Annotated in this window: 20 protein-coding genes; 12 read left to right on the top strand and 8 right to left on the bottom strand. The window is 66.4% G+C overall.

Going from position 1 to position 21,931, the window contains the following annotated elements; all coding sequences use genetic code 11:
- Positions 1-31 precede the first annotated feature (31 nt).
- From ACIGJE_RS05410 to ACIGJE_RS05400, 3 genes are all read right to left on the bottom strand, one after another.
- Complete coding sequence (locus ACIGJE_RS05410; protein ID WP_415082965.1) at positions 32-733, bottom strand: uroporphyrinogen-III synthase; 702 nt, start codon at positions 731-733, stop codon at positions 32-34.
- A gap of 66 nt (positions 734-799) precedes the next feature.
- On the bottom strand, positions 800-1,723 hold the full coding sequence (gene hemC, locus ACIGJE_RS05405; RefSeq protein WP_483680209.1) for a hydroxymethylbilane synthase: 924 nt from the start codon (positions 1,721-1,723) through the stop codon (positions 800-802).
- Positions 1,724-1,885: 162 nt separating this feature from the next.
- Complete coding sequence (locus ACIGJE_RS05400; RefSeq protein ID WP_311939003.1) at positions 1,886-2,122, bottom strand: hypothetical protein; 237 nt, start codon at positions 2,120-2,122, stop codon at positions 1,886-1,888.
- 457 nt (positions 2,123-2,579) lie between these two features.
- Between ACIGJE_RS05400 and ACIGJE_RS05395 the strand changes: the two genes are divergently transcribed.
- The 3 genes from ACIGJE_RS05395 (at position 2,580) to galE (ending at position 6,028) form a co-directional block, all read left to right on the top strand.
- Positions 2,580-3,524, top strand: coding sequence for an alpha/beta fold hydrolase (locus ACIGJE_RS05395; RefSeq protein WP_483679470.1), 945 nt, complete (start codon positions 2,580-2,582; stop codon positions 3,522-3,524).
- An 88-nt stretch (positions 3,525-3,612) separates the two neighbouring features.
- A complete protein-coding gene (locus ACIGJE_RS05390) occupies positions 3,613-4,743 on the top strand; it encodes a serine hydrolase domain-containing protein (protein ID WP_483679468.1) in 1,131 nt (376 codons plus the stop codon).
- A 304-nt stretch (positions 4,744-5,047) separates the two neighbouring features.
- The gene (gene galE / locus ACIGJE_RS05385) at positions 5,048-6,028 is read left to right on the top strand and encodes a UDP-glucose 4-epimerase GalE (protein WP_311938998.1); all 981 of its coding nucleotides are present in this window, start codon (positions 5,048-5,050) and stop codon (positions 6,026-6,028) included.
- A 41-nt stretch (positions 6,029-6,069) separates the two neighbouring features.
- Here galE and ACIGJE_RS05380 read toward each other — a convergent pair whose 3' ends face one another.
- Together ACIGJE_RS05380 and ACIGJE_RS05375 are read right to left on the bottom strand one after the other, a co-directional pair.
- A complete protein-coding gene (locus tag ACIGJE_RS05380; protein WP_415082962.1) occupies positions 6,070-7,056 on the bottom strand; it encodes a 3'-5' exonuclease in 987 nt (328 codons plus the stop codon).
- Positions 7,057-7,173: 117 nt separating this feature from the next.
- Complete coding sequence (locus tag ACIGJE_RS05375) at positions 7,174-8,151, bottom strand: GlxA family transcriptional regulator (RefSeq protein WP_483679466.1); 978 nt, start codon at positions 8,149-8,151, stop codon at positions 7,174-7,176.
- A gap of 126 nt (positions 8,152-8,277) precedes the next feature.
- Between ACIGJE_RS05375 and ACIGJE_RS05370 the strand changes: the two genes are divergently transcribed.
- The 4 genes from ACIGJE_RS05370 to ACIGJE_RS05355 all read left to right on the top strand — a co-directional run bounded on the left by ACIGJE_RS05370 (position 8,278) and on the right by ACIGJE_RS05355 (position 11,582).
- On the top strand, positions 8,278-8,916 hold the full coding sequence (locus tag ACIGJE_RS05370) for an HD domain-containing protein (RefSeq protein ID WP_483679464.1): 639 nt from the start codon (positions 8,278-8,280) through the stop codon (positions 8,914-8,916).
- Between the two features lie 202 nt (positions 8,917-9,118).
- Positions 9,119-10,213 carry a tRNA (adenosine(37)-N6)-threonylcarbamoyltransferase complex transferase subunit TsaD gene (tsaD, locus tag ACIGJE_RS05365; protein ID WP_483679462.1) on the top strand — a complete coding sequence of 365 codons (1,095 nt, stop codon included), beginning with the start codon at positions 9,119-9,121 and terminating at the stop codon, positions 10,211-10,213.
- Positions 10,210-11,205: an NAD(P)H-dependent glycerol-3-phosphate dehydrogenase gene (locus ACIGJE_RS05360; protein ID WP_311938989.1), complete on the top strand. Its 996-nt coding sequence runs from the start codon at positions 10,210-10,212 to the stop codon at positions 11,203-11,205. The genes tsaD and ACIGJE_RS05360 overlap by 4 nt, the downstream gene beginning before the upstream one ends.
- Before the next feature lie 26 nt (positions 11,206-11,231).
- Positions 11,232-11,582 carry a RidA family protein gene (locus ACIGJE_RS05355; protein WP_068292912.1) on the top strand — a complete coding sequence of 117 codons (351 nt, stop codon included), beginning with the start codon at positions 11,232-11,234 and terminating at the stop codon, positions 11,580-11,582.
- Between the two features lie 142 nt (positions 11,583-11,724).
- On the opposite strand, the gene ACIGJE_RS05350 is transcribed toward ACIGJE_RS05355, so the two are convergent.
- From ACIGJE_RS05350 to ACIGJE_RS05340, 3 genes are all read right to left on the bottom strand, one after another.
- Positions 11,725-12,690: a tyrosine recombinase XerC gene (locus ACIGJE_RS05350; RefSeq protein ID WP_311938986.1), complete on the bottom strand. Its 966-nt coding sequence runs from the start codon at positions 12,688-12,690 to the stop codon at positions 11,725-11,727.
- Positions 12,691-12,743: 53 nt separating this feature from the next.
- The gene (locus tag ACIGJE_RS05345; RefSeq protein ID WP_068292901.1) at positions 12,744-14,030 is read right to left on the bottom strand and encodes a multidrug effflux MFS transporter; all 1,287 of its coding nucleotides are present in this window, start codon (positions 14,028-14,030) and stop codon (positions 12,744-12,746) included.
- Between the two features lie 154 nt (positions 14,031-14,184).
- Positions 14,185-15,120, bottom strand: a complete 936-nt coding sequence (locus ACIGJE_RS05340) for a helix-turn-helix domain-containing protein (RefSeq protein WP_415082953.1) — start codon at positions 15,118-15,120, stop codon at positions 14,185-14,187.
- Between the two features lie 192 nt (positions 15,121-15,312).
- On the opposite strand from ACIGJE_RS05340, the gene ACIGJE_RS05335 reads away from it, so the two are divergent.
- The 5 genes from ACIGJE_RS05335 (at position 15,313) to ACIGJE_RS05315 (ending at position 21,686) form a co-directional block, all read left to right on the top strand.
- Entirely contained in the window at positions 15,313-16,593 is a 1,281-nt protein-coding gene (locus ACIGJE_RS05335; protein WP_483679459.1) for an ABC transporter substrate-binding protein, read from the top strand.
- Between the two features lie 240 nt (positions 16,594-16,833).
- Complete coding sequence (locus tag ACIGJE_RS05330; RefSeq protein ID WP_311938981.1) at positions 16,834-17,694, top strand: carbohydrate ABC transporter permease; 861 nt, start codon at positions 16,834-16,836, stop codon at positions 17,692-17,694.
- Positions 17,691-18,524, top strand: coding sequence for a carbohydrate ABC transporter permease (locus tag ACIGJE_RS05325; protein WP_311938979.1), 834 nt, complete (start codon positions 17,691-17,693; stop codon positions 18,522-18,524). The genes ACIGJE_RS05330 and ACIGJE_RS05325 overlap by 4 nt, the downstream gene beginning before the upstream one ends.
- A gap of 20 nt (positions 18,525-18,544) precedes the next feature.
- Positions 18,545-19,633 carry an ABC transporter ATP-binding protein gene (locus tag ACIGJE_RS05320; RefSeq protein ID WP_415082948.1) on the top strand — a complete coding sequence of 363 codons (1,089 nt, stop codon included), beginning with the start codon at positions 18,545-18,547 and terminating at the stop codon, positions 19,631-19,633.
- Positions 19,634-19,676: 43 nt separating this feature from the next.
- Positions 19,677-21,686, top strand: a complete 2,010-nt coding sequence (locus ACIGJE_RS05315) for an aldo/keto reductase (protein WP_415082946.1) — start codon at positions 19,677-19,679, stop codon at positions 21,684-21,686.
- The last annotated feature ends 245 nt before the right edge of the window (positions 21,687-21,931 follow it).

Raw genomic sequence — 21,931 nt, 5'->3', positions numbered from 1 at the left:
GCTTACTCCAGCGCGCGAGCCTGGGAAGCGCTCAGATCAACGCCAGCAGCGCATCCTCCTCCGGACGCGCCGGAAAGACGACCCCGGCGGCACCGGTGGCCGATATCACTTCGGCCACCTTGCGCGACAGACACAGATGCCGCACCGGCAGGCGCGCCACAGCCTCGGCGCCACCGGCGCAGGCGATGAAGGCCTCCGCCGTGCGCGCGGAATAATGCAGCACGCCATCGAGCTTGCCCTGAGCCAGCGCGGCCGCGATCTCGGGCCGGAATCGCGCCGCCTGGTGCGCGGTGTAGACGACGGCAAGGTCGATGCGGTGCCCCATTCCCCCCAACGCCCCGACGAGATCGCCAGTGCGGTCGGCCCCGGCCAGATAGAGAGCCCGATGCGGTTCACGCCAGGCCTGCCGGACATGGGAGATCAGGCTGGCGACGTCGCGCCCGAAGGTCTCGACATCCTCAAAGCCCATGGCGCGGGCGACGGCCCCGGTGCGACGCCCCACCGCGATCAGCGGCGTTGCGGTCAGCCCATGGAACTCCGGCCTCTCGTAAAGGGCTGCCAGGGCATTGCCGCTGGTGACGATGAGGGCATCGAAGCGCCCCGCCGGCAAGGCATCGCCGCCGAACACGATCTCCAGCATCGGCTCGATCACCGGCTCATGGCCCAGAAGCGCAAGGGCCTGCGCCGTCTGCCTTGCCTCCTCGATCGGCCGGGTGACGAGTATGCGCGCCATGATCATCCCTCCGCCGAAAAGCCGCCGGTCGCGCGGTCTGCGCGGCAAGGGGGGCCATTTCGGCAATCAGCCGGCAAAGAATCCTTCGCCGCCCAATGCGCGCAGCTCCTCGCCGGCCGAGCGTCCGAGCGCCTCCGCATCGGCGACGCTACCGCTGCGCCGGGCCTCGTGCACCTGGCTGCCGTCCGGCTTGAGGATGAGGCCGCGGAAGCGGACGGCATCCCCCTCCACCACCGCGTGGCCGGCGATCGGCGTGCGGCAGGACCCATCCAGCACGGCGAGGAAGGCGCGCTCCAGCCTCACGGCGAGATGGGTGTCGCGATGGTCGATGCCGGCGACATGGCCGTTGGTCTCGCCATCATCGGCCCGGGTTTCCAGGCAGATGGCGCCCTGGCCGACGGCCGGCAGGAAATCCTCTTCGGACAGGATGGCGCTGGCATGGGCGATGAGGCCGAGCCGCTTCAGGCCGGCCACGGCCAGCAGCGTGGCATCGGCCTGCCCCTCGGCAAGCTTGCGCAGGCGCGTCTCGACATTGCCGCGGAACAAAACGGTCTGGAGATCGGGCCTGAGATGCTTGACCTGGGCCTGGCGCCGCAGCGCCGCCGTGCCGACCACGGCCCCCTGCGGCAGCTCGGCGAAGGAGGCAATGCCAGGCGCGATCAGCGCATCGCGAACATCCTCGCGCTCCAGGAAACCCGCCAGCATGAGGCCGTCAGGCAGCACGGTCGGCATGTCCTTGCATGAATGCACGCCGATATCGATATCGCCGTCTTCCAGCGCCCGCTCGATCTCCTTGGTGAACAGCCCCTTGCCGCCCACTTCCGACAGCGGCCGGTCACGGATCATGTCGCCGGAGGTCTTGATCACCCGGATCTCGATACGCTCGGGCGCGATCGCCAGGAGACCGGCCAGCAGGGCCTGCGTCTGCCGGGCCTGCGCCAATGCAAGCGGACTGCCTCGCGTGCCGAGGCGCAACAGAATGGACACGATCGATATTTTTCCCAAAAAGCTCGCGGCTGCTTAGCGCCGGAGGTTGGGGGAGTCAAAGGCGACCTCACGGAAGAAGATCACAATGCCCGCCTGACGGTAGCCGATATGCCCCGGACATCGGTCGGCGCGCCGAAGTCCGCAAGAGGCTGAATAGGGTCTGTGCTAGTGACGCACCGGCGGGGGTGCCCCGGTGGTGGCGAGCCAGAGGCCGAGGGCGGTGTGCAGGGCCTCGGCGGCCTCGGGCGAGAGAGGCACCTTCAAGACGGCGTCCCCATCGAAATGAAACTCGGCGAGCACGAAACGACCGCTGGGGGGCGAGGCGAGGCGCAGCAGGCTGGTCAGCACCGGTGCTTCGATCGCTCCGCTCTTGCCCTCGAGGTCATCGATATCATCCATCATGTCGACCTACCTTGTTCCCCGGCCCAGGCACGTTCCCGCGGCACTGTCTGCGTTCGGCGTGAGATCAACGTGAAACACCGGCCTGCGTCGGCGGCCTGCATCACACGAATTTTGGTCTTGACCAAGCCGCTCGCCTTGCTTCGAGCCGGCTATTTCACTTAACCGGATCGGAAACAAAAAATTCAACAGAGCCATACAGTTAGCATCTTGTACGGATTTATAACACCGCTTGTCGTTCCTTCGATAGAGCAAAATCGCCACAGTCCTTTGCAAATCGACTCCCCCCCCCCGCATTCCTCTCCAGCCGGCCGGCTGCGCGACGCAAAAAAATCGCTCGTCCAATGTCGGCCAGGCCCACCTGCCGGCGTCCTCTGCCCGACACCCCGCGAGCGAAGAACGGCTCGCGCGGCGAAATCGGAACCATCGACCCCACCCGTCGAGACAGGAGTGACGAACCATGCCGAAAGCCTCCATCCTCAAATCCCTGCTGGCCGCCCTGGTGATCGGCGCCGGCAGCCTGGCCGCCACCGCAGGCGCCGCAACGGCTGCGCAGGCAGCGACGAACGACCAGGCCCCGGCCAAGAGCGGCCATGTCGAGGCCGGCGGCGTGAATTATTACTACGAGATACGGGGCAGCGGCGAACCGCTCCTCCTGCTGCATGGCGGCCTCGGCTCGATCGACATGTTCCAGCCCGTCATGCCGGTGTTCACAGCCCACCGCCAGATCATCGCCGTCGATCTCCAGGGCCATGGTCGCACGCCGCTCGGCACGCGCCCGATAGACCTCAAGGCCATAGGCGACGACATGGGCCAGATCCTCGCCAAGCTCGGCTACGGCCAGGTCGACGTCTTCGGCTATTCCATGGGCGGCGGCGTCGCCTTCCAGCTCGCCGTCCAGCATCCCGACAAGGTGCGCCGGCTGGTGCTGGTCTCCGCGGGCTTTGCCCAGGACGGCTTCTATCCCGAAATGCTGCCGATGCAGGCCCAGGTCGGCGCCGGCATGGCCGAGATGATGAAGGCCACGCCGATGTACCAGTCCTATGTCAAGGTCGCGCCCGATCCGGCCGAATTCCCGCGCCTGCTCGACGCCATGGGCACGCTGATGCGCAAGCCCTATGACTGGTCGTCCGACGTGCCGAAGCTGACCATGCCGGTGATGCTGATCTTCGGCGACAGCGACATGTATCGTCCCGAGCATGTGGTCAAATTCTACCAGCTGCTCGGCGGTGGCCTGCGTGATGCCGGCTGGCAGCGCGAGCACATGGCCAAGAACCGCCTCGCCATCCTGCCGGGCCTGACCCACTACGATATCTTCCTGTCGCCGCAGCTCACGGCAGCCGCCCTGCCCTTCCTCGACGGCAGGAGTGAGAACGCCAATTGGAGCGACCAGGCCGGCAAGTGACTGCCGGGCCATTCGCCCCGGAAAGGGACTTGAACGAAGCGGGTTTGTTGCCGATTGTCCGGAGCCCTTCCGCTTCGGAGCTTTCCTCATGCACGGCCAGCCTTCCCCCGCCATCGATCAGGCCTGCGCCAGGCGGCTCGATACCGTGATCGACACCGCCATCGCCGAGGAGCGTATCGTCGGCACCGTGGTGCTGGTGGCCGAGGCTGGCGAGATCGCCTATCGCCGCGCCGCCGGCCATGCCGATCGCGAAGCGGGCGTGCCGGCGGCCGAGGACACCATCTTCCGCCTCGCCTCGGTGACCAAGCCGATGGTGGCGGCCACCGCGCTGGCACTCGTCGAGGCCGGGCAGCTCCGGCTCGACGACCCTGTGACCCGCCATCTTCCGGCTTTCCGACCCAAGCTCGCCGACGGCAGCGAGCCGGTGATCACCGTGCGCCATCTCCTCAGCCACACGGCCGGCCTGCGCTATGACTACGATGACGCCGCCGACATCTCCAGCGGTCTCGACCGGCCCGGCCGCGGCATGGCGGAGAATCTCGAAAAGATCGCCGCGCAACCGCTAGCCTTCGCACCCGGCAGCGCCTGGCGTTACTCGATGGCGATCGACGTGCTGGGCGGGCTGATGGAGAAGGCTACCGGCAGGAGCCTGCCCGAGATCGTCGCCGAACGCGTCACCGGGCCGCTCGGCATGGCCGACACCGAATTCGTGGCCGGCAAGCCCCACCGCCTGGCGACCGCCTATGCCGATGGCGAGCCCCGGCCCGTGCGCATGGGCGAGATCCAGCGTGTATGCCACAATGGCTGGTGGCTCACCTTCGCGCCGCAGCGGGCTTTCGACCCCACGGCCTTCCCCTCCGGCGGCGCCGGCATGGTGGGCACGGCCGGCGACTTCCTCACCTTTCTCGAAGCGGTCCGCGGCGGCGGGGCACCGATCCTCTCGCCGGAGAGCCAGCGCCTCCTGAGCGAGGATGCGATCGCCGATCTCGACATCGAGGACCCTGGCTGCGGCTTCAGCCTCGGCTGGTCTATTCTGCGCGATCCCGCCATTGCCGGCCTGCCCGGCTCGCCCGGATGCTGGCAATGGGGCGGCGTCTATGGTCACAGCTGGTTCGTGGATCCCGCGCGCAGGCTTTCGGTGGTGATGTTCACCAACACGGCGGTCGCCGGTGTCGGCGGTGCCTATCCCGAGGCCCTCCGTGCCGCGGTTTACGGCTAGAAGCATCCTGCGACCTGGCGTTCCACCACGCCTCGCCGGCACGGCTGGCCTTCCTGCCCGGTGGGAGATCGGTCCCATCGCCGCCGTCGAAATGAGCGGGTGGCTCAATCTTTTGGGAGGGGGGACGGGCAGGCAGCCCCTTATCCTTTCGGTGCGGCGATACCGCTCATTCCCAGCTAGCCGGGCCGGCGATCTGGGGGTACATCTTGGTTAACAGCAGTGACGCACCTGACAGGCCAATCGCAGTGAGAAGTCCCGATACGCGGGACCGGGCCGATTGAGCCCTGCAAGTATGGGAACCAACATGACTCGTGTTCTGGTAACGGGTGGCGCCGGCTATATCGGCAGCCACGCCTGCAAGGCCCTGGCCCTGGCGGGTTACGACCCCGTCGTCGTCGACAATCTCTCCCTGGGCCATGCCGATGCGGTCAAATGGGGCCCGCTGGAAGTCGGCGACATCCGCAACAGCGCCTTTCTCAACAAGGTGATCACCCACTACAAGCCCGAAGCGGTGATGCATTTCGCGGCCAGCTCCACGGTGGGCGAATCGGTCGCCGATCCCGCCAAATACTATTCCAACAATGTCGTGGGCTCGCTGACCCTGCTTGAGGCCGTGCGCCAGAACGAGATCGAGACCTTCATCCTGTCCTCGACCTGCGCGACCTATGGCGTTCCCACCTGCCTGCCGATCCTGGAGAACGCCCCGCGCAACCCGATCAGCCCCTATGGCGCGACCAAGCTGGCGGTCGAGCATGCCCTGGCCGACTACGGCACCGCCTATGGCTTGAAATGGGCGGCGATGCGCTATTTCAACGCCGCCGGGGCCGATCTCGACGGCGAGCTGGGCGAGCGCCATGAGCCGGAAACCCATGTCATCCCGCTCGCCATCCAGGCCGCCCTCAGCCATCGGCCCATCTTCAACGTGCTGGGCCGGGACTATCCCACGCCCGACGGTTCGGCCGTCCGCGACTATGTGCATGTCGCCGACATCGCCGACGCTCATGTGCGGGCGATCGACTATCTCAAGGCCGGCGGCGAAAGCTCGGCCTTCAATCTCGGCACCGGCATCGGCACCTCGGTGATCGAGATCCTCGAGGCGGTGCAGCGCTGCACCGGCCGCAAGCTCGACATCCGCTTCCAGCCGCGGCGGCCCGGCGATCCCGCCAGTCTCTACGCTGCCGCCACCAAGGCCGCCGAATTGCTGGGCTGGCATCCCCAGCACCGCGGGATCGATACCATCGTGGGCAGCGCGGTTTCCTGGTTCCGGCACAATCTGGCGGCCTGAACGCTCCGAAGACAGGCGGCCGGAGGAGCAAGCCCACCCGGCTACGCCTTGAACCGATCCGTCGCGGCCAGGCGCTGCGTCAGGGGCCGGGCCTCCGGCCATTGATAGATCTCGGCGCGGAGGAATTTCAGCTCCGCCTCCGCGTCCTCTTCCCCGACTTCGGTCCACCAGCTCTTGGGCTGGCCATTGCTGCCGTCGTTCCAGCGATAGCCACGCGCCTTGAGCCGATCCTTCATGTCGAAAGGGCTGTTGGTCGCCGAGATCCTGATCCGGGCGCGTTCCGAGGCCTTCAAAAGTTCGGCGAAAGGCGCGGTCTTGCCCGGCCCGCTCGGCCGGACAAGCACCTCCAGCAGCGCATGGCAATCGTCGACGGCCCGATGCCCGTTGTGGAAATAGCCCGATTGTCCCAGGAGGTAGCCGAGCTTGGTGCCCTCGAAGCCACGATCGGACCAGGCGATCTCGACATTCGAGCAGGCCCAGGGCTTGGGCGAGAACCCCGGCGCGAAGCGCTCGCAGAAGGGGCGATCGAACCGCGCATTATGCGCAATGACCAGGTCCGCGGGCTCGATGAAGGCCTCGACTTCGGCCGGCGAGATATGCTTGCCGGCCACCATGGCATCGGTGATGCCGGTCAGCCTGGTGATCTCGGGCGGGATCGGTTCCCCGGGCTGGCGTAGGGCATTGAAGACGCCCACGACGTCGCCAACCTGGCCGGCCGGATCATAGGTGACCGCCACCATGCCGAGCTCGATGATCTCGTTCTTCTCATGGTCGAGACCGGTGGTCTCGGTATCGACGACGACCGCCAGGCGCGAAAACCGGCTCCTGTCCCGTGGGATGACGGGGCGCGGCTCCAGCTTGCGCAGGATGCGGTAGCGGCCGGTTGCTTCGAGCATGCTGACCAGGGCAGCCTCGTCGAGCGCCTCGTGCTGGCGGGCCGGTGCGGGAAGGGCACGCTTGGCCCGGGTGGCCGGTGGGCGCCTCTCCGGCAGCGCCTCGGTCCGAAACATGTCGAATTGTTCGCCCATGCTTCCCCCTTTCTCGCCGACTCAATGATCCGGCAGTGGTGAAACGTTTAGCGTTTCCGACGGCAGCCAGGCAAACCCCGGTCGGCCGTTTTCCCCCGCCAAGGCCGATGGCGCCGGTCAATCCTCCGGCGTGAAGCGCCGGCGATAATCGGCAGGCGTGACACCGACATGCCGCATGAAGGCCCGACGCAACACGTCGGCATTGGCGAACCCACAAGCCGCCGCCACCTGTTTGGGCGGGTTTTGACCTGTCTCGAGCAGGCGCCGGGCCACGGAGATACGAGCCGCCTCCACCCAACCCGCCGGCGTCACGCCGACCTCCGTGGCGAAGAGCCGGGCGAAATGACGCGGGCTCAGATTGAGGCGCCTGGCCATGCTGGCGACGCTGTGCCGCTCGGCTGGATTGGCGACCACCCAGCGTTGGAGCTCCTGTAGGGCCGAGCGCCCGGCGGGAAGGGCTTCCTCGCGGCGGCTGAACTGCATCTGGCCGCCGGGCCGCTTGAAGAACATCACCAGTTGCGCGGCGACGCGCATGGCGATGTCCCGTCCCAGATCCTCCTCAACCAGCGCCAGGGCAAGGTCGAGCCCGGCCGTCACGCCGGCCGCGGTACGCAGGCGCCCGTCGCGGATGTGGATGGCGTCGGGGTCCACGGCAATGTCGGGATAGGCCCGGGCCAGACGATCCGCCACGGCCCAATGGGTAGCGACCCGCCGGCCCGCCAGCAACCCGGCAGCGGCCAAGACGAAGGCTCCGGCGCAGACCGACCCATAGCGCCGCGTCGTGGCAGCCACCCGCTTCAGCCAGGCGAGCACGGCCGCATCGGGTTCGGTCACCGCTGCGTTGGGGCTGCCGGCGACGAGAAGCGTATCGACGGGCTCGCCGCCATCCGCCCCGATCACGATGTCGGGCAGCAGGCGGGCGCCCGAGGAACTGCGGATCGCCTCCTCGCTTCGGGACGCGACAAGGAGGCGATAGACCTCCCGGCCGGCCTGCGTATTGGCCTCGGCGAACACATCCATCGGCCCGGATACGTCGAGCAGCTGCACGCCCTGCAGGGCCAGTATCGCAATGGTCCTGGTCTCGTTCCCAGACATGAGCATTCCTGACATCGGCGTCCGCTTGCAACCGGTTTTGGCATAAATCGGCGTAATACATCAATTGAAGACATACCTAGGGTGAGCCTAGGCTCTGCGCCAGTGAAATCCACTGGAGACATCGAAATGACCGCCATTTCAGGCATCGAAATCCCGGACAGCCGCCTGTGCCGCGACATCACCGCCTTCATCCGCGATACCGAAACCCCGCTCCTGTTCCACCATTCCAGCCGGGTGTTCTATTTCGGCGCGCTGGCCGGCAGGCGCCGCGGGCTCAATTTCGATCCCGAGCTCCTCTATGCCGGCGCCATGTTCCACGACATCGGCCTGATGCCGTCCCATGGCAGCGCAACCGAGCGCTTCGAGGTCGACGGCGCCAATGCCGCCCGCGACTTCCTGGCGAGCCGCGGCATCACGCCTGCCGACATCGACCTCGTCTGGGCGGCGATCGCGCTGCACACCACGCCCGGCATTCCCGAGCACATGCATCCCGTGGTCGCCCTGGTGACGGCGGGCGTCGAGATGGACGTGCTCGGCTTGACCTATCATCAATATGGCGATGCCGAACGCGAGGCCGTGGTCGGTGCCCATCCGCGCACGCCGCATTTCAAGGAGGACATCATCCAGGCCTTCTACGAGGGTATCCGGCACAAGCCCCAGACCACCTTCGGCAATGTCAAAGCGGACGTGATCGCCGACAAGGAGCCGCATTTCGAGCGCGGCAATTTCTGCTCGGTGATCCGCTGCTCGCATTGGCACGGCTGAAACGGGAGCCTCCCGTGCTGGGCGGGCATGGCCTCGCCCCTATCCCGGCGGGCGGATCGTGCTATAGGGTGGACCATCAGCTCCAAAAGCAAGGGCACGTTTCGGCGTAAGCGTATCTTTGCTGTGGCTTCCCTTTGCAACGCGTCTTTGCGATTCCTGGTGATCCATCACATCGCAAAGCACTTAGGTACCCGCCCGCCCCATGCTCGTTCTCGGCATCGAAACCACTTGCGACGAAACTTCCGCCGCCATCGTCGCACGCAATCAGGACGGCGAGGGCGAGATTCTGTCCAATGTCGTGCTGTCGCAGATCGCCGAGCATGCCGCCTATGGCGGCGTGGTGCCGGAGATCGCCGCGCGCGCCCATGTCGAGGTGCTCGACCACATCATCGAACAGGCCCTTGAAGAGGCCAATGTCCGCTTCGACAAGCTCGACGGCATCGCCGCCGCAGCGGGGCCGGGCCTGATCGGCGGCGTGATCGTCGGCCTCACCACCGCCAAGGCGCTCGCCCTCTCGCTCGGCAAGCCGCTGGTCGCGGTCAACCATCTGGAGGCGCATGCGCTGACGCCGCGCCTCACCGACCAGGTTACCTTCCCCTATCTCCTGCTGCTCGCCTCCGGCGGGCACACCCAGCTCCTGGCCGTGCGCGGCCTCGGCGACTATGTCCGGCTCGGCACCACCATTGACGACGCCATCGGCGAGGCCTTCGACAAGACCGCCAAGATGCTGGGCCTGGGCTATCCCGGCGGCCCCGCCGTCGAGGCGCAGGCGATGAGCGGCGATGCCGCCCGCTTCGCCTTTCCGCGCCCGCTGCAGGGCCGGCCGGATCCGAATTTCTCGCTGTCGGGTCTGAAGACGGCGGTCCGGCTCGAAGCCGAGAAGCTGGCGCCGCTCGCCGCCAAGGATATCAGGGACCTCTGCGCCTCCTTCCAGGCGGCGGTGGTGGACATGGTGGTCGACCGCACCCGCGTCGGCCTGAGGCGGTTCCGCGACACCGCGGGACAATCCCCCAGCGCCCTGGTGATCGCGGGTGGTGTTGCCGCCAATCTCGCCATCCGTCGCGGCCTGCAGCGCCTCGGCGCGGAGACGGGCCTGCGCATCGTCATGCCGCCGGCTGCCCTGTGCACCGACAATGGCGCCATGATCGCCTGGGCGGGGGCGGAGCGCCTCTCCGCCGGCATCACCGACGGCCTCGACGTCAGCCCGCGGGCACGCTGGCCGCTCGACCCCAACGCACCGGGAGCGGGCAAGCAGGGCCTCGGCAAGGCCGGCGTCGGCAAGGGAGCCAAAGCTTGAGTGCGTCGGGATTGAAGAGCATCGGCGTGATCGGCGCCGGCGCTTTCGGCGCCGCCTTGGCTTGCGCCGCCGCACGCGCCGGCCGTGATGTCAGCCTGTGGGGGCGCGATGCCGCGACCATGGCCGAACTGGCGGGGACGCGCCGGCTGCCAAGGCTCGACGGCCTTGCCTTGCCCGAAGCCATCCATCCCACCGCCGATCTCGCAGAAGCAGCGCGCGCCGATGCCCTGATCCTGGCAGTTCCGACCCAGGCCCTGCGTGACGTCTGCGGGCGGCTGGCTGGCATGGTTGCCGCCAATACCCCGCTCATCCTGGCTGCCAAGGGTATCGAGCGCACGAGCGGCGAATTCGTCTCGCAGATCGCCACCGAGATCCTGCCGGCCTGCGTTCCCGCCGTACTCTCCGGGCCGGGCTTTGCCGCCGACATCGCCAAGGCCTATCCGACTGCCCTGACGCTGGCCTGCGCCGACGGTTCGCTCGGCGAGCGCCTTGCCCGGCTGATCGGTTCCCCGACCTTCCGGCTCTACCACACGGACGATCTGCGCGGGGTCGAGATCGGCGGAGCGGCCAAGAACGTGCTCGCCATCGCGGCTGGCATCGCCGCCGGGCGCGGCTTCGGCGAAAGTACGGTGGCCGCTCTCCTTGCACGCAGTTTCGCCGAGCTCACCCGTTTCGGCCTCGCCTTCGGCGCCCGCCCGGAGACGCTGGCGGGCCTGTCCGGCCTCGGCGACCTCATCCTCACCGGCACATCCTCGCGCTCGCGCAACCGGCGCTTCGGCGAGGAACTCGGCAAGGGCATCGGCCTGGAAACGGCGATCGCCGATGTCGGCCTGGCCGAGGGCGTCTGGACCGCCCCGATCCTGGCCGATATGGCAAGGAAGAGGCATGTCGACATGCCGATTGCCGCCGCCGTCTCCGACCTGGTGGCCGGCAAGGCCAGCATCGACCAGGCCATCAAGCAATTGCTGTCGCGCCCTCCGCGCGCGGAGTAACCCGTTCAACCAAACTGGAGACTGACATGACCCTGAAGCGTATCGGCGCCGGCAACCGCATGAGCGATGCCGTCATCCATGGCGACAAGATCCACCTGTCCGGCTATGTCGCCGAGACCACGGTCGGCAAGTCGGTCAAGGAGCAGACCGCCGACATCCTGGCCCAGATCGACGAGACGTTGAAGCAGGCCGGTACCGACAAGACCAAGGTGATCAAGGCCAATATCTGGCTCACCGATATCGGCACCTGGGCCGAGATGAACGAGGCCTGGGACGCCTGGGTGGTCGCCGGCCAGGCCCCGGCCCGCGCCACGGTGGAAGCCAAGCTCGCCGGCCCCGGCCTCGACGTCGAGATCATGGTCGAAGCAGCGCTGTAAGCAGACTATTCCCGGGTGCACGGACATCCTGCCCGTGCACCTGGAGCAGCTCAACTTCGCGCTCCATGGTGTTTTGCGATCGGGCGTAATCGCCAGGAATCGCAAAGACGTGTCCAAACAAAGAGCGACAGCAAATAAGCGTTCACACTTGAACGCGTTTTGCTCGAGGATGGGCCGACTGGTAGACCCGCATCAACTCGGTGGCGTCGACCTTGGTGTAGATCTGCGTGGTCGACAGGCTGGCATGGCCAAGCAGTTCCTGGATGGACCGCAGGTCGCCGCCGCGCCCGAGCAGATGGGTGGCGAAGGAATGGCGTAGCGCATGCGGCGTGGCGCTGTCCGGCAGGCCCAAAGCCCCCCGAAGATGCTGCATGGCATATTGGATGATGCGGGGCGACAGGGGGCCACCCCGCGCGCCGACGAAGAGCGGATCGTCCGGACCGCCCGGATAGGGCAGTATTTTCAGATAATCCTCCACAGCCTGCACCACCGGCGCGATCACCGGCACCGAGCGCATCTTGTTGCCCTTGCCGATGACGGTGAGGCTGTCGCGCCCGCTGACCGGCGCATCCTTGCGCGTCAGGCCGAGAGCTTCGGAAATACGCAGGCCTGCGCCATAGCACAGCGCCAGCACGGCGGCATCGCGGGCCAGGATCCAGGGCTCGCGCGCCTCGCCCAGGCGCGTATCGGCGGAAGCCACCTTGCGGGCGGCCTCGGGCGACAGTGGCTTGGGCAGGCTTTGCGGCAGCTTGGGACCACGCACCGCCGACAGCGCCGCGCTGGCGCCATGGCCCTGGCGCTCGAGGAAGCGGGCAAAGGCCCGCGTCGCCGCCAGGGCCCGCATCAACGAGCGCGGCTTCAGCCCATCGGCCCGGCGCGCGGCCAGGAAGGCCCTGACGTCGCGCGGAGCGAGGGAAGCGATGTCGTCGAGCCCCGGCGGCTCGCCGAAATGGCCGGTCAGGAAGCGCAGGAAGGTGGTGACGTCGCGGTCATAGGCCTCCACCGTCTTGGGGCTCATGCGCCGCTCGACGGCAAGATAGGCCAGCCATTGCACCTTGGCGGCAGCAAGGTCGGCGGCGGCGACGAGGATGGGCGGCGAAGCGTTCATTCCGCCAGTGTGGCTGGAAAAGATGAGCAGGAGGTTAGGACCTCCCGCTCTGCTCACTCCCCCGCCACCAGCGCCGGGGTCGCTGCCGGATCGGGAACCGCCGCCTCGCGTTCGCTCGACCACACCAGCACCAGCATGCACAGGCTGGAGAGGCCGAGATAGCCGCAGGCGAGCGGGAAGATGGTGCCGTCATAGGCTTCGCCGATCACCGCGCCGATCACCGCGCCCATCAGCGTGGTGACGCAGCCGATGAAGGAGGAAGCGGTGCCGGCGATATCGCCCACCGGTTCCATCGCCAGCGCGTTGAAATTCGGCATGGTGAGGCTAAGCAGGAAATGCGCCACACCCATGACGATGCCGAAATAGATCAGCGGCGGCCGGCCCTGGAACAGCACGGCGAGGCCGAGCAGCAGCATCGCCATCAGCCAGAAGCCGACCATGCCGAAGCGCGACAGCCGGTGCATGCCGAGCCGCCTCACCAGGCGGGAATTGGCGAAGGAAGCCAGGCCCATGCAGATGGCGATCAGTGCGAAGGCCAGCGGGAAGAGCGGGCCGAGCTTGTAGATGTCGGTCTCGAAGATCTGCTGGGACGAGCCGAGATAGGTCATCAGGCAGCCCATGGCCAGGCCCATCGCCAGCATGTTGGCGAAGGAGGCGCGTGTGGTCACCACCCGGCGCATGCCGCTGGCGACGGCGGGCAGCGACAGCGGCCGGCGATATTCGGGATGCAGCGTCTCGGGCATGCGCAGGCCGAACCAGAACACCACCACCAGCACCAGACCCAGCATGCTCATGAAGATGGTGCGCCAGTCGCCCAGCATCAGGAAGGCGCTGCCCGTGGCCGGCGCGATCACCGGCACGATGATGAAGATCATCAAGGTGAGCGACATCACCCGCGCCATTTCGCGGCCCTCGTAGCGGTCGCGCACGATGGCAATGGAGAGCACGCGCGCCGAGCCGGCGCCGAGGCCCTGAATGGCGCGGGCGGCCAGCAACACCTCATAGCTGGGGGCGAAGATCGCCAGGAGCGTGCCGGCCGTATAGATGCCCAGGCCGATCATCAGCACCTTGCGGCGGCCGATCGAATCGGAGATCGGCCCCCAGGCCAGCTGCATGATGGCAAAGCCCGCCATATAGGCGGTGATGATCAGCTGCATGCGGTTGGCATCGGCAATGCCGAATTCCGACCGCACGGCGGAGAAGGCTGGCAGGAGATTGTCGATGGAGAGGGAACTGAGCCCCATCATCAGGGCAATCACGAGAACAAACTCGGCGAAGGACGGCTGGGGCTCCCGCCGCACGGCAGGCTCCAGCGCCGCGCCGGCAACGGGACGGGGCATGGAAAACTCGGAAATGTGAAAATCTATAACCGGCGGGGCAATAAAGCGGCGCTCAGATGAGGGATCTGTAGCATATCAATCGTGACGAAAAGGTGATTTTTTCGCCACAGAGGGCAAATATTTCAAGTGAATTGACGAATTTTGATGGGAAACGTCAGGCCTGAGGCGCCGTTCCCGGTTCGACCGGAGCAAGTATGGGGCGCTCGCCCTGTCCGCTGCGCCGGAAATCGGAGGGCGACATGCCGGCGATCTTGCGGAAGCTCTTGTTGAAGCCCGAGAGGGAACCGAAGCCCGACTCCATCGCCACCCGCAGGATATTGCCGTCGCCGCTGATCAGGCGCGCCTGCGCATAGGACAGGCGCAGCAGGCTGACATAGTCGTTCAGCGTCATGCCCGTGCATTTCTTGAACAGGCTCATGGCATATTTGGGATGGAGGTCGGCGGCCGCCGCGATGTCGGCGCTGTCGATGTCGTCGAGGAAATTGTCGGCGATGAAGTCGCACAGGTTGCGCACATGGCGCAGGGCCTGCGGATCGGCGGCGCTGGCCTGGCCGGCATGGGCATCGAGGCTGGGCAACAGGGCATAGGGCTCGAACCGCACCCGTTCCAGCCGCAGCAGCAATTCGCTCACGGCGTGCTGCGCACGCACCATGTCGCCCGAGCGGGTGTAGCCGTTCCAGCGTGCGAAATTGGCGCCATCCGACGAGTCGGTCTCGCGGATGAGCAGGGTCGCGCCGGCCATCAGCCGGGCCGGCACCTCTTCGGGCAGCCGCAGCCGGAAGAAATGCACCAGCGGCAGATGCGCGCCGGCATAGATGGCCTCGTCGGAGGCATCGTCCATCTGGTGCGGCAGGCCGCCCCAGAACAGCACCATGTCGCCCGCCGCCAGCCTGAGCTCGTAGCCGGCCATGCGATAATGCACCCAGCCCTGGACGATGAAGTTCACCTCGACCTGGGCGTGCCAGTGGGGCGAGAGCATGACGCGCGGCGTATTGTGGAAGGTCTGCAGCACCGTCGGCAGGTTTTCGACGCTGTTGGCCGTCGGCTGATAATAGGAGCGTTCCTGCATCTTACTTTCAGGCAAGTCCATCTTCCCTTTATCGCAGACAGACCGCGCTGCCTGCCTAAAGTAGCTTCCCGCCACACAAGAGCAAATGAAAAGGGGAGGAATGGAATGCGCAAGACGATCGGCTGCGCCGCGCTGGCACCTAGCGGAATTGCCCGACTTTGCGAACCAGTTCGTAAAATCGGGCAATTCCGCGGATATTTAACGCTTTGCAGAGTGCGGTGGATCGCATCCACTGCACTCTGCTTGGCCGCGGGCCTTCATGCGTCGACGGCCTTGGCCCAATCGGGGGAAATCCGAGTCTGGAGCTGGGACATTGCCGCCGCCTCGCTGAAAGCCAATATCGAAGGCTTCAACAAGCAATTCCCCAATGTGAAGGTCACGGTGGAGGATCTCGGCAACGCCCAGGTCTTCTCCAAGACCCAGGCCGGCTGCGCCGCCGGCGGAGCGGGCCTGCCCGACGTCGTCTCGATCGAGAACTACAAGGCGGAGAGTTATTGGAACCAGTTCCCCGACTGCTTCGCCGATCTCAAGCCGCTCGGTTACACGGCGGAGGTCGCCGGCAAGTTCGCCGATTTCAAGCGGGCGGAACTCGAAAAGGGCGAGGCCGCCTATGCCATGCCCTGGGATTCGGGCCCGGTGGTGATGTATTACCGGCGTGACTTCTACGAGAAGGCCGGCGTCGATCCGGCGAGCATCAAGACCTGGGACGATTTCATCGCTGCCGGCAAAAAGGTGGCGTCAGCCAATTCCGGCGTGACCATGAGCGCCACCGATCTCGACGGCGACGGCACTACCGAATGGTTCCGCATGGTCGGCAACGAGCAGGGTTGCAACTACTTCGCCGCGGACGCCAGCGCCGTCACGGTCAATGCGCCCGCCTGCATCGCCGTCTACGACAAGCTCAAGCAGCTCAAGGACGCGGGCACCATCATCTCGGCCGGCTGGTCCGACAAGATCCAGGCCCTGAAGGCCGGCAAGGTCGCCACCATCATGTTCGGCGGCTGGTACGAAGGCACGATCCGCACCAACGCCCCCGAGCTTGCCGGCAAATGGGGAGTCTACCGCATGCCGAGCCTCACGGCGGACGGCCCGCGCGCCGCCAATATCGGCGGCTCGTCGCTGGCGATCCCCACCGGCTCGAAGAACAAGGAAGCGGCCTTCGCCTTCGTCAAATACGCCCTCTCCACCGATGAGGGCCAGGTCACCATGCTCAAGGCCTATGGCCTGGTGCCCTCGCTGAATTCGGCGCTGGAGGACCCCTATGTGAAGCAGGGCCAGCCCTATTGGGGCAACCAGGCGATCTGGACCGACATTCTTGCCACCCTGCCCAAGATCAAGTCCACCCACGGCACCGCCTTCCTCAACGATGCCGAGGCCGCGCTGAAGACCGTGCAGACCAAGTTCCTGGGCGGCGGCTACCCCGACGCCAAGGCGGCGCTGGATGATGCCGCCAACCAGATCTCGTCAGCCTCGGGCCTGCCGGTGGCGCAGTAGCGGGGAAGGGCGCGACCTACCTTCTCCCCTTGCGGGAGAAGGTGCCCCGAAGGGGCGGATGAGGGGAGAAACGCATCCCTTGTTGGTTGATCACCAACACCCCTCATCCGTCATTGCTCCGCAATGCCACCTCTAGTCAACTCAAGAGGGTTGACGACACCCGCAAGGGGAGAAGGCTGGTCGTGCCACATTCTGTTTAGCCTCCGGTCAAACGTCCTCTTCCCCAGCGGAGTCCCTCCGATGCAGCGGCACAATCGCGCGGCCTATGGCTTCCTCGCGCCCTATCTGGCGATCTTCCTCGCCTTCTGGATCTGGCCGATCATCTCCTCCTTCGTGATCTCGCTGCATCAGACCCGGGTGTCGCCCTGGCAGTTCAGGCCGGCAGCCAATTGGGGGCGCCTGATCTCCGATCCCGCCTTCTTCAACGCCCTGAAGAACACGCTGATCATCCTGGTCATCCAGGTGCCGGTGATGATCGGCCTCGCCACCGTGATCGCCGTCTTCCTCAACTCGCCTTTGCTCAAGGCCAAGGGCCTGTTCCGCTTCGCCTTCTTCGCCCCCGTCGTGGTGGGCGAGGTCGCCTATTCGGCGGTGTTCCGGCTGATCTTCGCCCAGGATTTCGGCGTGGTGAACAAGCTCGCCGCCGCCATCGGCCTGCCCGCCATCGACTGGCTCTCCAATCCGACGGCCGCGCTGGCCCTGGTGATGATAGCGCTGACCTGGCGCTGGACCGGCTACAACGCCATCATCATCCTCGCCGGCCTGCAGTCGATACCGGGCGACGTCTACGAGGCGGCCACGCTCGACCGCGTCTCCAAGCTGCGCCAGTTCTTCCACATCACCTTGCCGCTCCTGAAGCCGGTGATCACCTTCTGCGTGATCCTGTCGATCTCCGGCACCATGCAGCTCTTCACCGAGCCCTTCCTGATCACCAATCACGGCGGGCCGGGCGGGGCGACCGAGACCCTCGGCCTGCTGCTCTACCGCCAGGCCTTCCTCTCCGGCAATGTCGGCTATGCCTCCGCCATCGCCTACACCATCGCGGCCCTGGCGGTGATCGTCTCGCTGGTCCAGCTGCGCCTGTCGAGGGAACCGCGATGACCCGCTCCAACCGCCAAAGGCTCAACGCCGTCATCCTGCACGCCTTGATCGCACCGATGGCGCTCGTCTGGCTGTTTCCGCTCTGGATGATGGGCGTGTTCGCCACTATGCCCGACTACGGCATCTACGCGCCAGGCCTGTCGTTCTGGTTCGGCGCGAATTTCCTCGACAATCTCGCCAATCTGCAGCGCACGACCAACTTCCTGCATGCCATGACCGTCTCGATCGTGGTCGGGCTCGCCTATACCGTGCTCTCGGCCGGGCTGACCGCCATGGCCGGCTGGGCCCTCGCGCGCTACCGCTTCTTCGGCCGCGGCGCGGTGCTCGCCATCATCCTCGGCACCATCTCCCTGCCCTTCTTCGTGGTGATCATCCCGCAATTCATCCTGGTCGCGCGCGACCTCGGCATGGCCAATAGCTGGTTCGGCCTGATCGTGCCGCCCCTGTTCAATTCGCTCGGCGTGCTGTTCATGCGCCAGGCCTTCACCATGATGCCGGTGGAGCTGTTCGACGCCGCGCGGGTGGAAGGCGTCAGGGAGTGGCGCATCTTCCTGTTCGTGGCCCTGCCGCTGGCGCGCCCGACCCTGGCAGCGCTCTGCATCATCCTCTTCCTGACGAGCTGGAACAACTATCTGTGGCCGCTCCTGATCGCCGGCGACAAGGCGATGTTCACCGCGCCCGTGGCGCTGGGCAGCCTGATCGGCATCTCCAATGTCAGCTGGGGCGGCATCATGGCCGGAGCCGTGCTGCTGACCGCGCCGATGCTGGCCGTCTTCCTCCTCCTGCAGCGCCATTTCATCGCCGGCATCGCGGCCGGCGCCGTGAAATAAACAAAAGAAGAGCGACCGATATGGCAGGCCTTGCGCTCCGTTCCGTCACCAAACGCTATGGCAGTTTCGAGATCATCCACGGCGTCGACCTCGACATCGCCGATGGCGAATTCGTGGTCTTCGTCGGCCCTTCGGGCTGCGGCAAGTCCACATTGCTGCGCATGATCGCCGGGCTCGAGGACATTTCCGGCGGCGAGATCAGCATTGGCGGCCAGGTGGTCAACGAGGTCGAGCCGGCCGATCGCGGCATCGCCATGGTGTTCCAGTCCTACGCCCTCTATCCGCATATGACGGTGGAGCGAAATCTCTCCTTCGGCCTGAGGATGAACGGCAATCCCAAGGCCGACACCGACCGGCGGGTGACACGGGCGGCCGAGATCCTGCGCATCACCGATCTCATGCAGCGCCGGCCCAAGCAGCTCTCGGGCGGCCAGCGTCAGCGCGTGGCGATCGGCCGGGCGATCGTGCGCGATCCCCAGGTCTTCCTGTTCGACGAGCCCCTGTCGAACCTCGACGCCGAATTGCGGGTGCAGATGCGAGTGGAGATCGCGAGACTCCACCGCGAACTCGGCGTCACCATGATCTACGTCACCCACGACCAGACCGAGGCGATGACCCTGGCCGACAAGATCGTGGTGCTGCGCGGCGGCAATGTCGAGCAGGTCGGACGTCCGCTCGAGCTCTACGAGGATCCTGCCAACCGTTTCGTCGCCGGCTTCATGGGCAGCCCCAAGATGAACTTCCTGGCGGGCCGCACCGTCGCGGCCGAAGCCGGCGGCGTGACGGTCGAACTGGTCAACCAGAAAGGCGCGCGCCTTGCAGTGCCGCTCTCCGGCCCGGCGCCGGCAACAGGCGCCGAAGTCAGCATCGGCATCCGCCCCGAACATTTCGGGCCTGGAGGCAGCGGCGACGCCGATCTCGCCATCGAGGTCGACATGGCCGAGCATCTGGGCGCCACCTCCTATGTCTATGCCGGCACCGCCTCCGCCGAGCCGCTGATCATCCAGCGCGACGATTCCCGCCAATGGGCCGAGGAGCGCCAGCTCACCGTCGCCATCCCCCGCCACCGCGCTCTGCTGTTCGACAAGGACGGCCGGCGCCTGCGCTGAAGCGCAGCATCCCCATGTCCTGAAAGTGTTTGGAAAGACCGACATGACCGAGAAAGACAAGATCCGCTGGGGCATCATCGGGCCCGGCGCCATCGCCAAGGCCTTCACTGCCGGCCTGGCCGATTCCGAGAGCGGCGTCCTCGCGGCGATCGGCACCCGCGATCCCGACCAGCCGGGCCTTGCCGAAGCCTTCTCCGGCGCCCGCATCCATCGGGGCTATGAGGCCTTGCTGGCCGATCCCACGATCGATGCCGTCTATATCGCCGTACCTCATCCCGGCCACGCGCAATGGGCAATCAAGGCAGCCGAGGCCGGCAAGCATGCGCTGGTGGAAAAGCCCATGGGACTGACGGCCTTCGAGGCCGACGCCATGATGCATGCCGCCCGCAAGGCCGGAACCTTCCTGGGCGAGGCCTTCATGTATCGACAGCACCCGCAGACCCTGAAGCTGGTGGAACTGATCCGGTCAGGCACGATCGGCGAGATCAGGTTGATCCGCTCCAGCTTCGGCTTCGCCATGCCGGCGTTCAAGCCCGAGCACCGGCTCTATGCCAACGATCTGGCGGGCGGCGGCATCCTCGACGTCGGTGGCTATCCCGTCTCGATGGCGCGGCTGATCGCCGGTGCCGCCTCGGGCAAGGATCTCGCGGAACCCGACAGCGTCTCCGGCGCCGGCCATCTCGGCCAATCCGGCGTCGACGAATGGGCCTCGGCCCTGCTGCACTTCCCCGGTGGCATCCTCGCGGAAGTCTCCTGCTCGATCTCATTGAAGCAGGACAATGTGCTGCGCATCCTCGGCACCAAAGGCCGCATCGAGGTGCAGGACTTCTGGTTTGCCGGCGGCGTGCAGGGCGGCACCGGCGAGATCCGCATCATCGGGCCCGATGGCACGAGCGAGACGGTGACAGTCGAGGAGACGCGGCATCTCTATGCCTTCGAGGCCGACGCCGCGGGCAGGGCCATTCGCGAAGGCCGCCAGGAATTCGCCTGGCCGGGCATGGACTGGGCAGACAGCCTGGGCAATCTGCGCGTGCTCGACAAATGGCGCCAGGCGATCGGGCTCGAATACGGCATCGAGAAGCCCGAGCGGCGGAAGGAGACCCTGAAAGGTGGAGCGCTCAGGCAGGGCAGCGGGCCGATTCCCCGGCGCCGCATCCCCGGCCTCGAACCGGCCGCCTCCGCCGTGGCGCTCGGCTTCGAGGATTTCAGGACCTTCTCCAGCGCCGCCATCCTGCTCGACGCCTTTTTCGAGAAGGGCGGCAACCTGTTCGACACCGCCTTCGTCTATGGCGCCGGCATCACCGAAAAGCTGTTCGGCGACTGGCAGGCCTCACGAGGCGTGCGCAAGGAGAGCGTGGTGATCGGCAAGGGCGCGCATACCCCGCTCTGCCGCCCCGAATTCATCGGCCAGCAGCTCACTTTGTCACTCGAACGGCTGAAGACCGACCATGTCGATGTCTATTTCATGCATCGCGACAATCCCGACGTGCCGGTGGGCGAATTCGTCGACGCCATGGACGCCGAGGTCAGGGCCGGCCGCATTCGCGGCCCGTTCGGTGGCTCGAACTGGACACGCGAGCGTTTCGACGAGGCGGTCGCCTATGCAGAACGGACAGGCAAGCAGAAGCCGGGAGCGCTCTCCAACAATTTCGCCCTCGCCGAAATGCAGGACGTGATCTGGGCCGGCTGCGTCTCGGCCTCGGACGATGACTGGAAGGCCTGGCTTGCCGCCCGGCAGGTCCCCAATTTCGCCTGGTCGAGCCAGGGGCGCGGCTTCTTCACAGACCGGGCCGGACGCGACAGGCAGGATGACAAGGAGCTCGTGCGGGTCTGGTATTCCGAGCGCAATTTCGCGCGCCGGGACCGGGCGGTCGAGCTGGCGCGCCAGCTGGGCAAGCGCCCGATCCATGTCGCCCTCGCCTATGTGCTGTCGCAGCCCTTCCCGTCCGTACCCCTGATCGGGCCGCGCACGCTCGCCGAGCTCGATGACAGCCTCGAGGCCTTCGACATCACCCTGACACCGGAACAGGTCGCCTGGCTTGATCGGGGATAGAGGCCGCGATAGCAGCTTATGAGGAAGGGCGCGCCGCCGACCACCCCTTCTCCCCGTTCTGACGGGGAGAAGGCCGGGATGAGGGGCAGCGCAACACGTAGAAAACTGAACTCTGCGAAGCCCCTCACCCTTACCCTCTCCCCGCAAGTGGCGGGGCGAGGGGGCTTGAGCGTCGCGGCCTCACGTCACCTTCATCACCCAGCCCAATCCTTCATTCTGTTCCCGCGACAGCCAGAATTGCCCTC

The organism is Labrys sp. E2SS-1L, from assembly GCF_057073705.1.
The sequence above is the reverse complement of the archived record's forward strand: the minus strand, read 5'-3'. Positions and strand labels throughout refer to the sequence as shown.

What these genes read in the sequence shown, in the direction of transcription:
- ACIGJE_RS05355 (WP_068292912.1), top strand. Translation starts at nt 11,232, where the DNA reads ATGACCCTGAAGCGTATCGGCGCCGGCAACCGCATGAGCGATGCCGTC.
- tsaD (WP_483679462.1), top strand. Translation starts at nt 9,119, where the DNA reads ATGCTCGTTCTCGGCATCGAAACCACTTGCGACGAAACTTCCGCCGCC.
- ACIGJE_RS05320 (WP_415082948.1), top strand. Translation starts at nt 18,545, where the DNA reads ATGGCAGGCCTTGCGCTCCGTTCCGTCACCAAACGCTATGGCAGTTTC.
- ACIGJE_RS05395 (WP_483679470.1), top strand. Translation starts at nt 2,580, where the DNA reads ATGCCGAAAGCCTCCATCCTCAAATCCCTGCTGGCCGCCCTGGTGATC.
- galE (WP_311938998.1), top strand. Translation starts at nt 5,048, where the DNA reads ATGACTCGTGTTCTGGTAACGGGTGGCGCCGGCTATATCGGCAGCCAC.
- ACIGJE_RS05410 (WP_415082965.1), bottom strand. Translation starts at nt 733, where the DNA reads ATGGCGCGCATACTCGTCACCCGGCCGATCGAGGAGGCAAGGCAGACG.
- ACIGJE_RS05375 (WP_483679466.1), bottom strand. Translation starts at nt 8,151, where the DNA reads ATGTCTGGGAACGAGACCAGGACCATTGCGATACTGGCCCTGCAGGGC.
- ACIGJE_RS05350 (WP_311938986.1), bottom strand. Translation starts at nt 12,690, where the DNA reads ATGAACGCTTCGCCGCCCATCCTCGTCGCCGCCGCCGACCTTGCTGCC.
- ACIGJE_RS05390 (WP_483679468.1), top strand. Translation starts at nt 3,613, where the DNA reads ATGCACGGCCAGCCTTCCCCCGCCATCGATCAGGCCTGCGCCAGGCGG.
- ACIGJE_RS05345 (WP_068292901.1), bottom strand. Translation starts at nt 14,030, where the DNA reads ATGCCCCGTCCCGTTGCCGGCGCGGCGCTGGAGCCTGCCGTGCGGCGG.
- ACIGJE_RS05340 (WP_415082953.1), bottom strand. Translation starts at nt 15,120, where the DNA reads ATGGACTTGCCTGAAAGTAAGATGCAGGAACGCTCCTATTATCAGCCG.
- ACIGJE_RS05315 (WP_415082946.1), top strand. Translation starts at nt 19,677, where the DNA reads ATGACCGAGAAAGACAAGATCCGCTGGGGCATCATCGGGCCCGGCGCC.
- ACIGJE_RS05370 (WP_483679464.1), top strand. Translation starts at nt 8,278, where the DNA reads ATGACCGCCATTTCAGGCATCGAAATCCCGGACAGCCGCCTGTGCCGC.
- ACIGJE_RS05330 (WP_311938981.1), top strand. Translation starts at nt 16,834, where the DNA reads ATGCAGCGGCACAATCGCGCGGCCTATGGCTTCCTCGCGCCCTATCTG.
- ACIGJE_RS05325 (WP_311938979.1), top strand. Translation starts at nt 17,691, where the DNA reads ATGACCCGCTCCAACCGCCAAAGGCTCAACGCCGTCATCCTGCACGCC.
- ACIGJE_RS05400 (WP_311939003.1), bottom strand. Translation starts at nt 2,122, where the DNA reads ATGATGGATGATATCGATGACCTCGAGGGCAAGAGCGGAGCGATCGAA.
- ACIGJE_RS05380 (WP_415082962.1), bottom strand. Translation starts at nt 7,056, where the DNA reads ATGGGCGAACAATTCGACATGTTTCGGACCGAGGCGCTGCCGGAGAGG.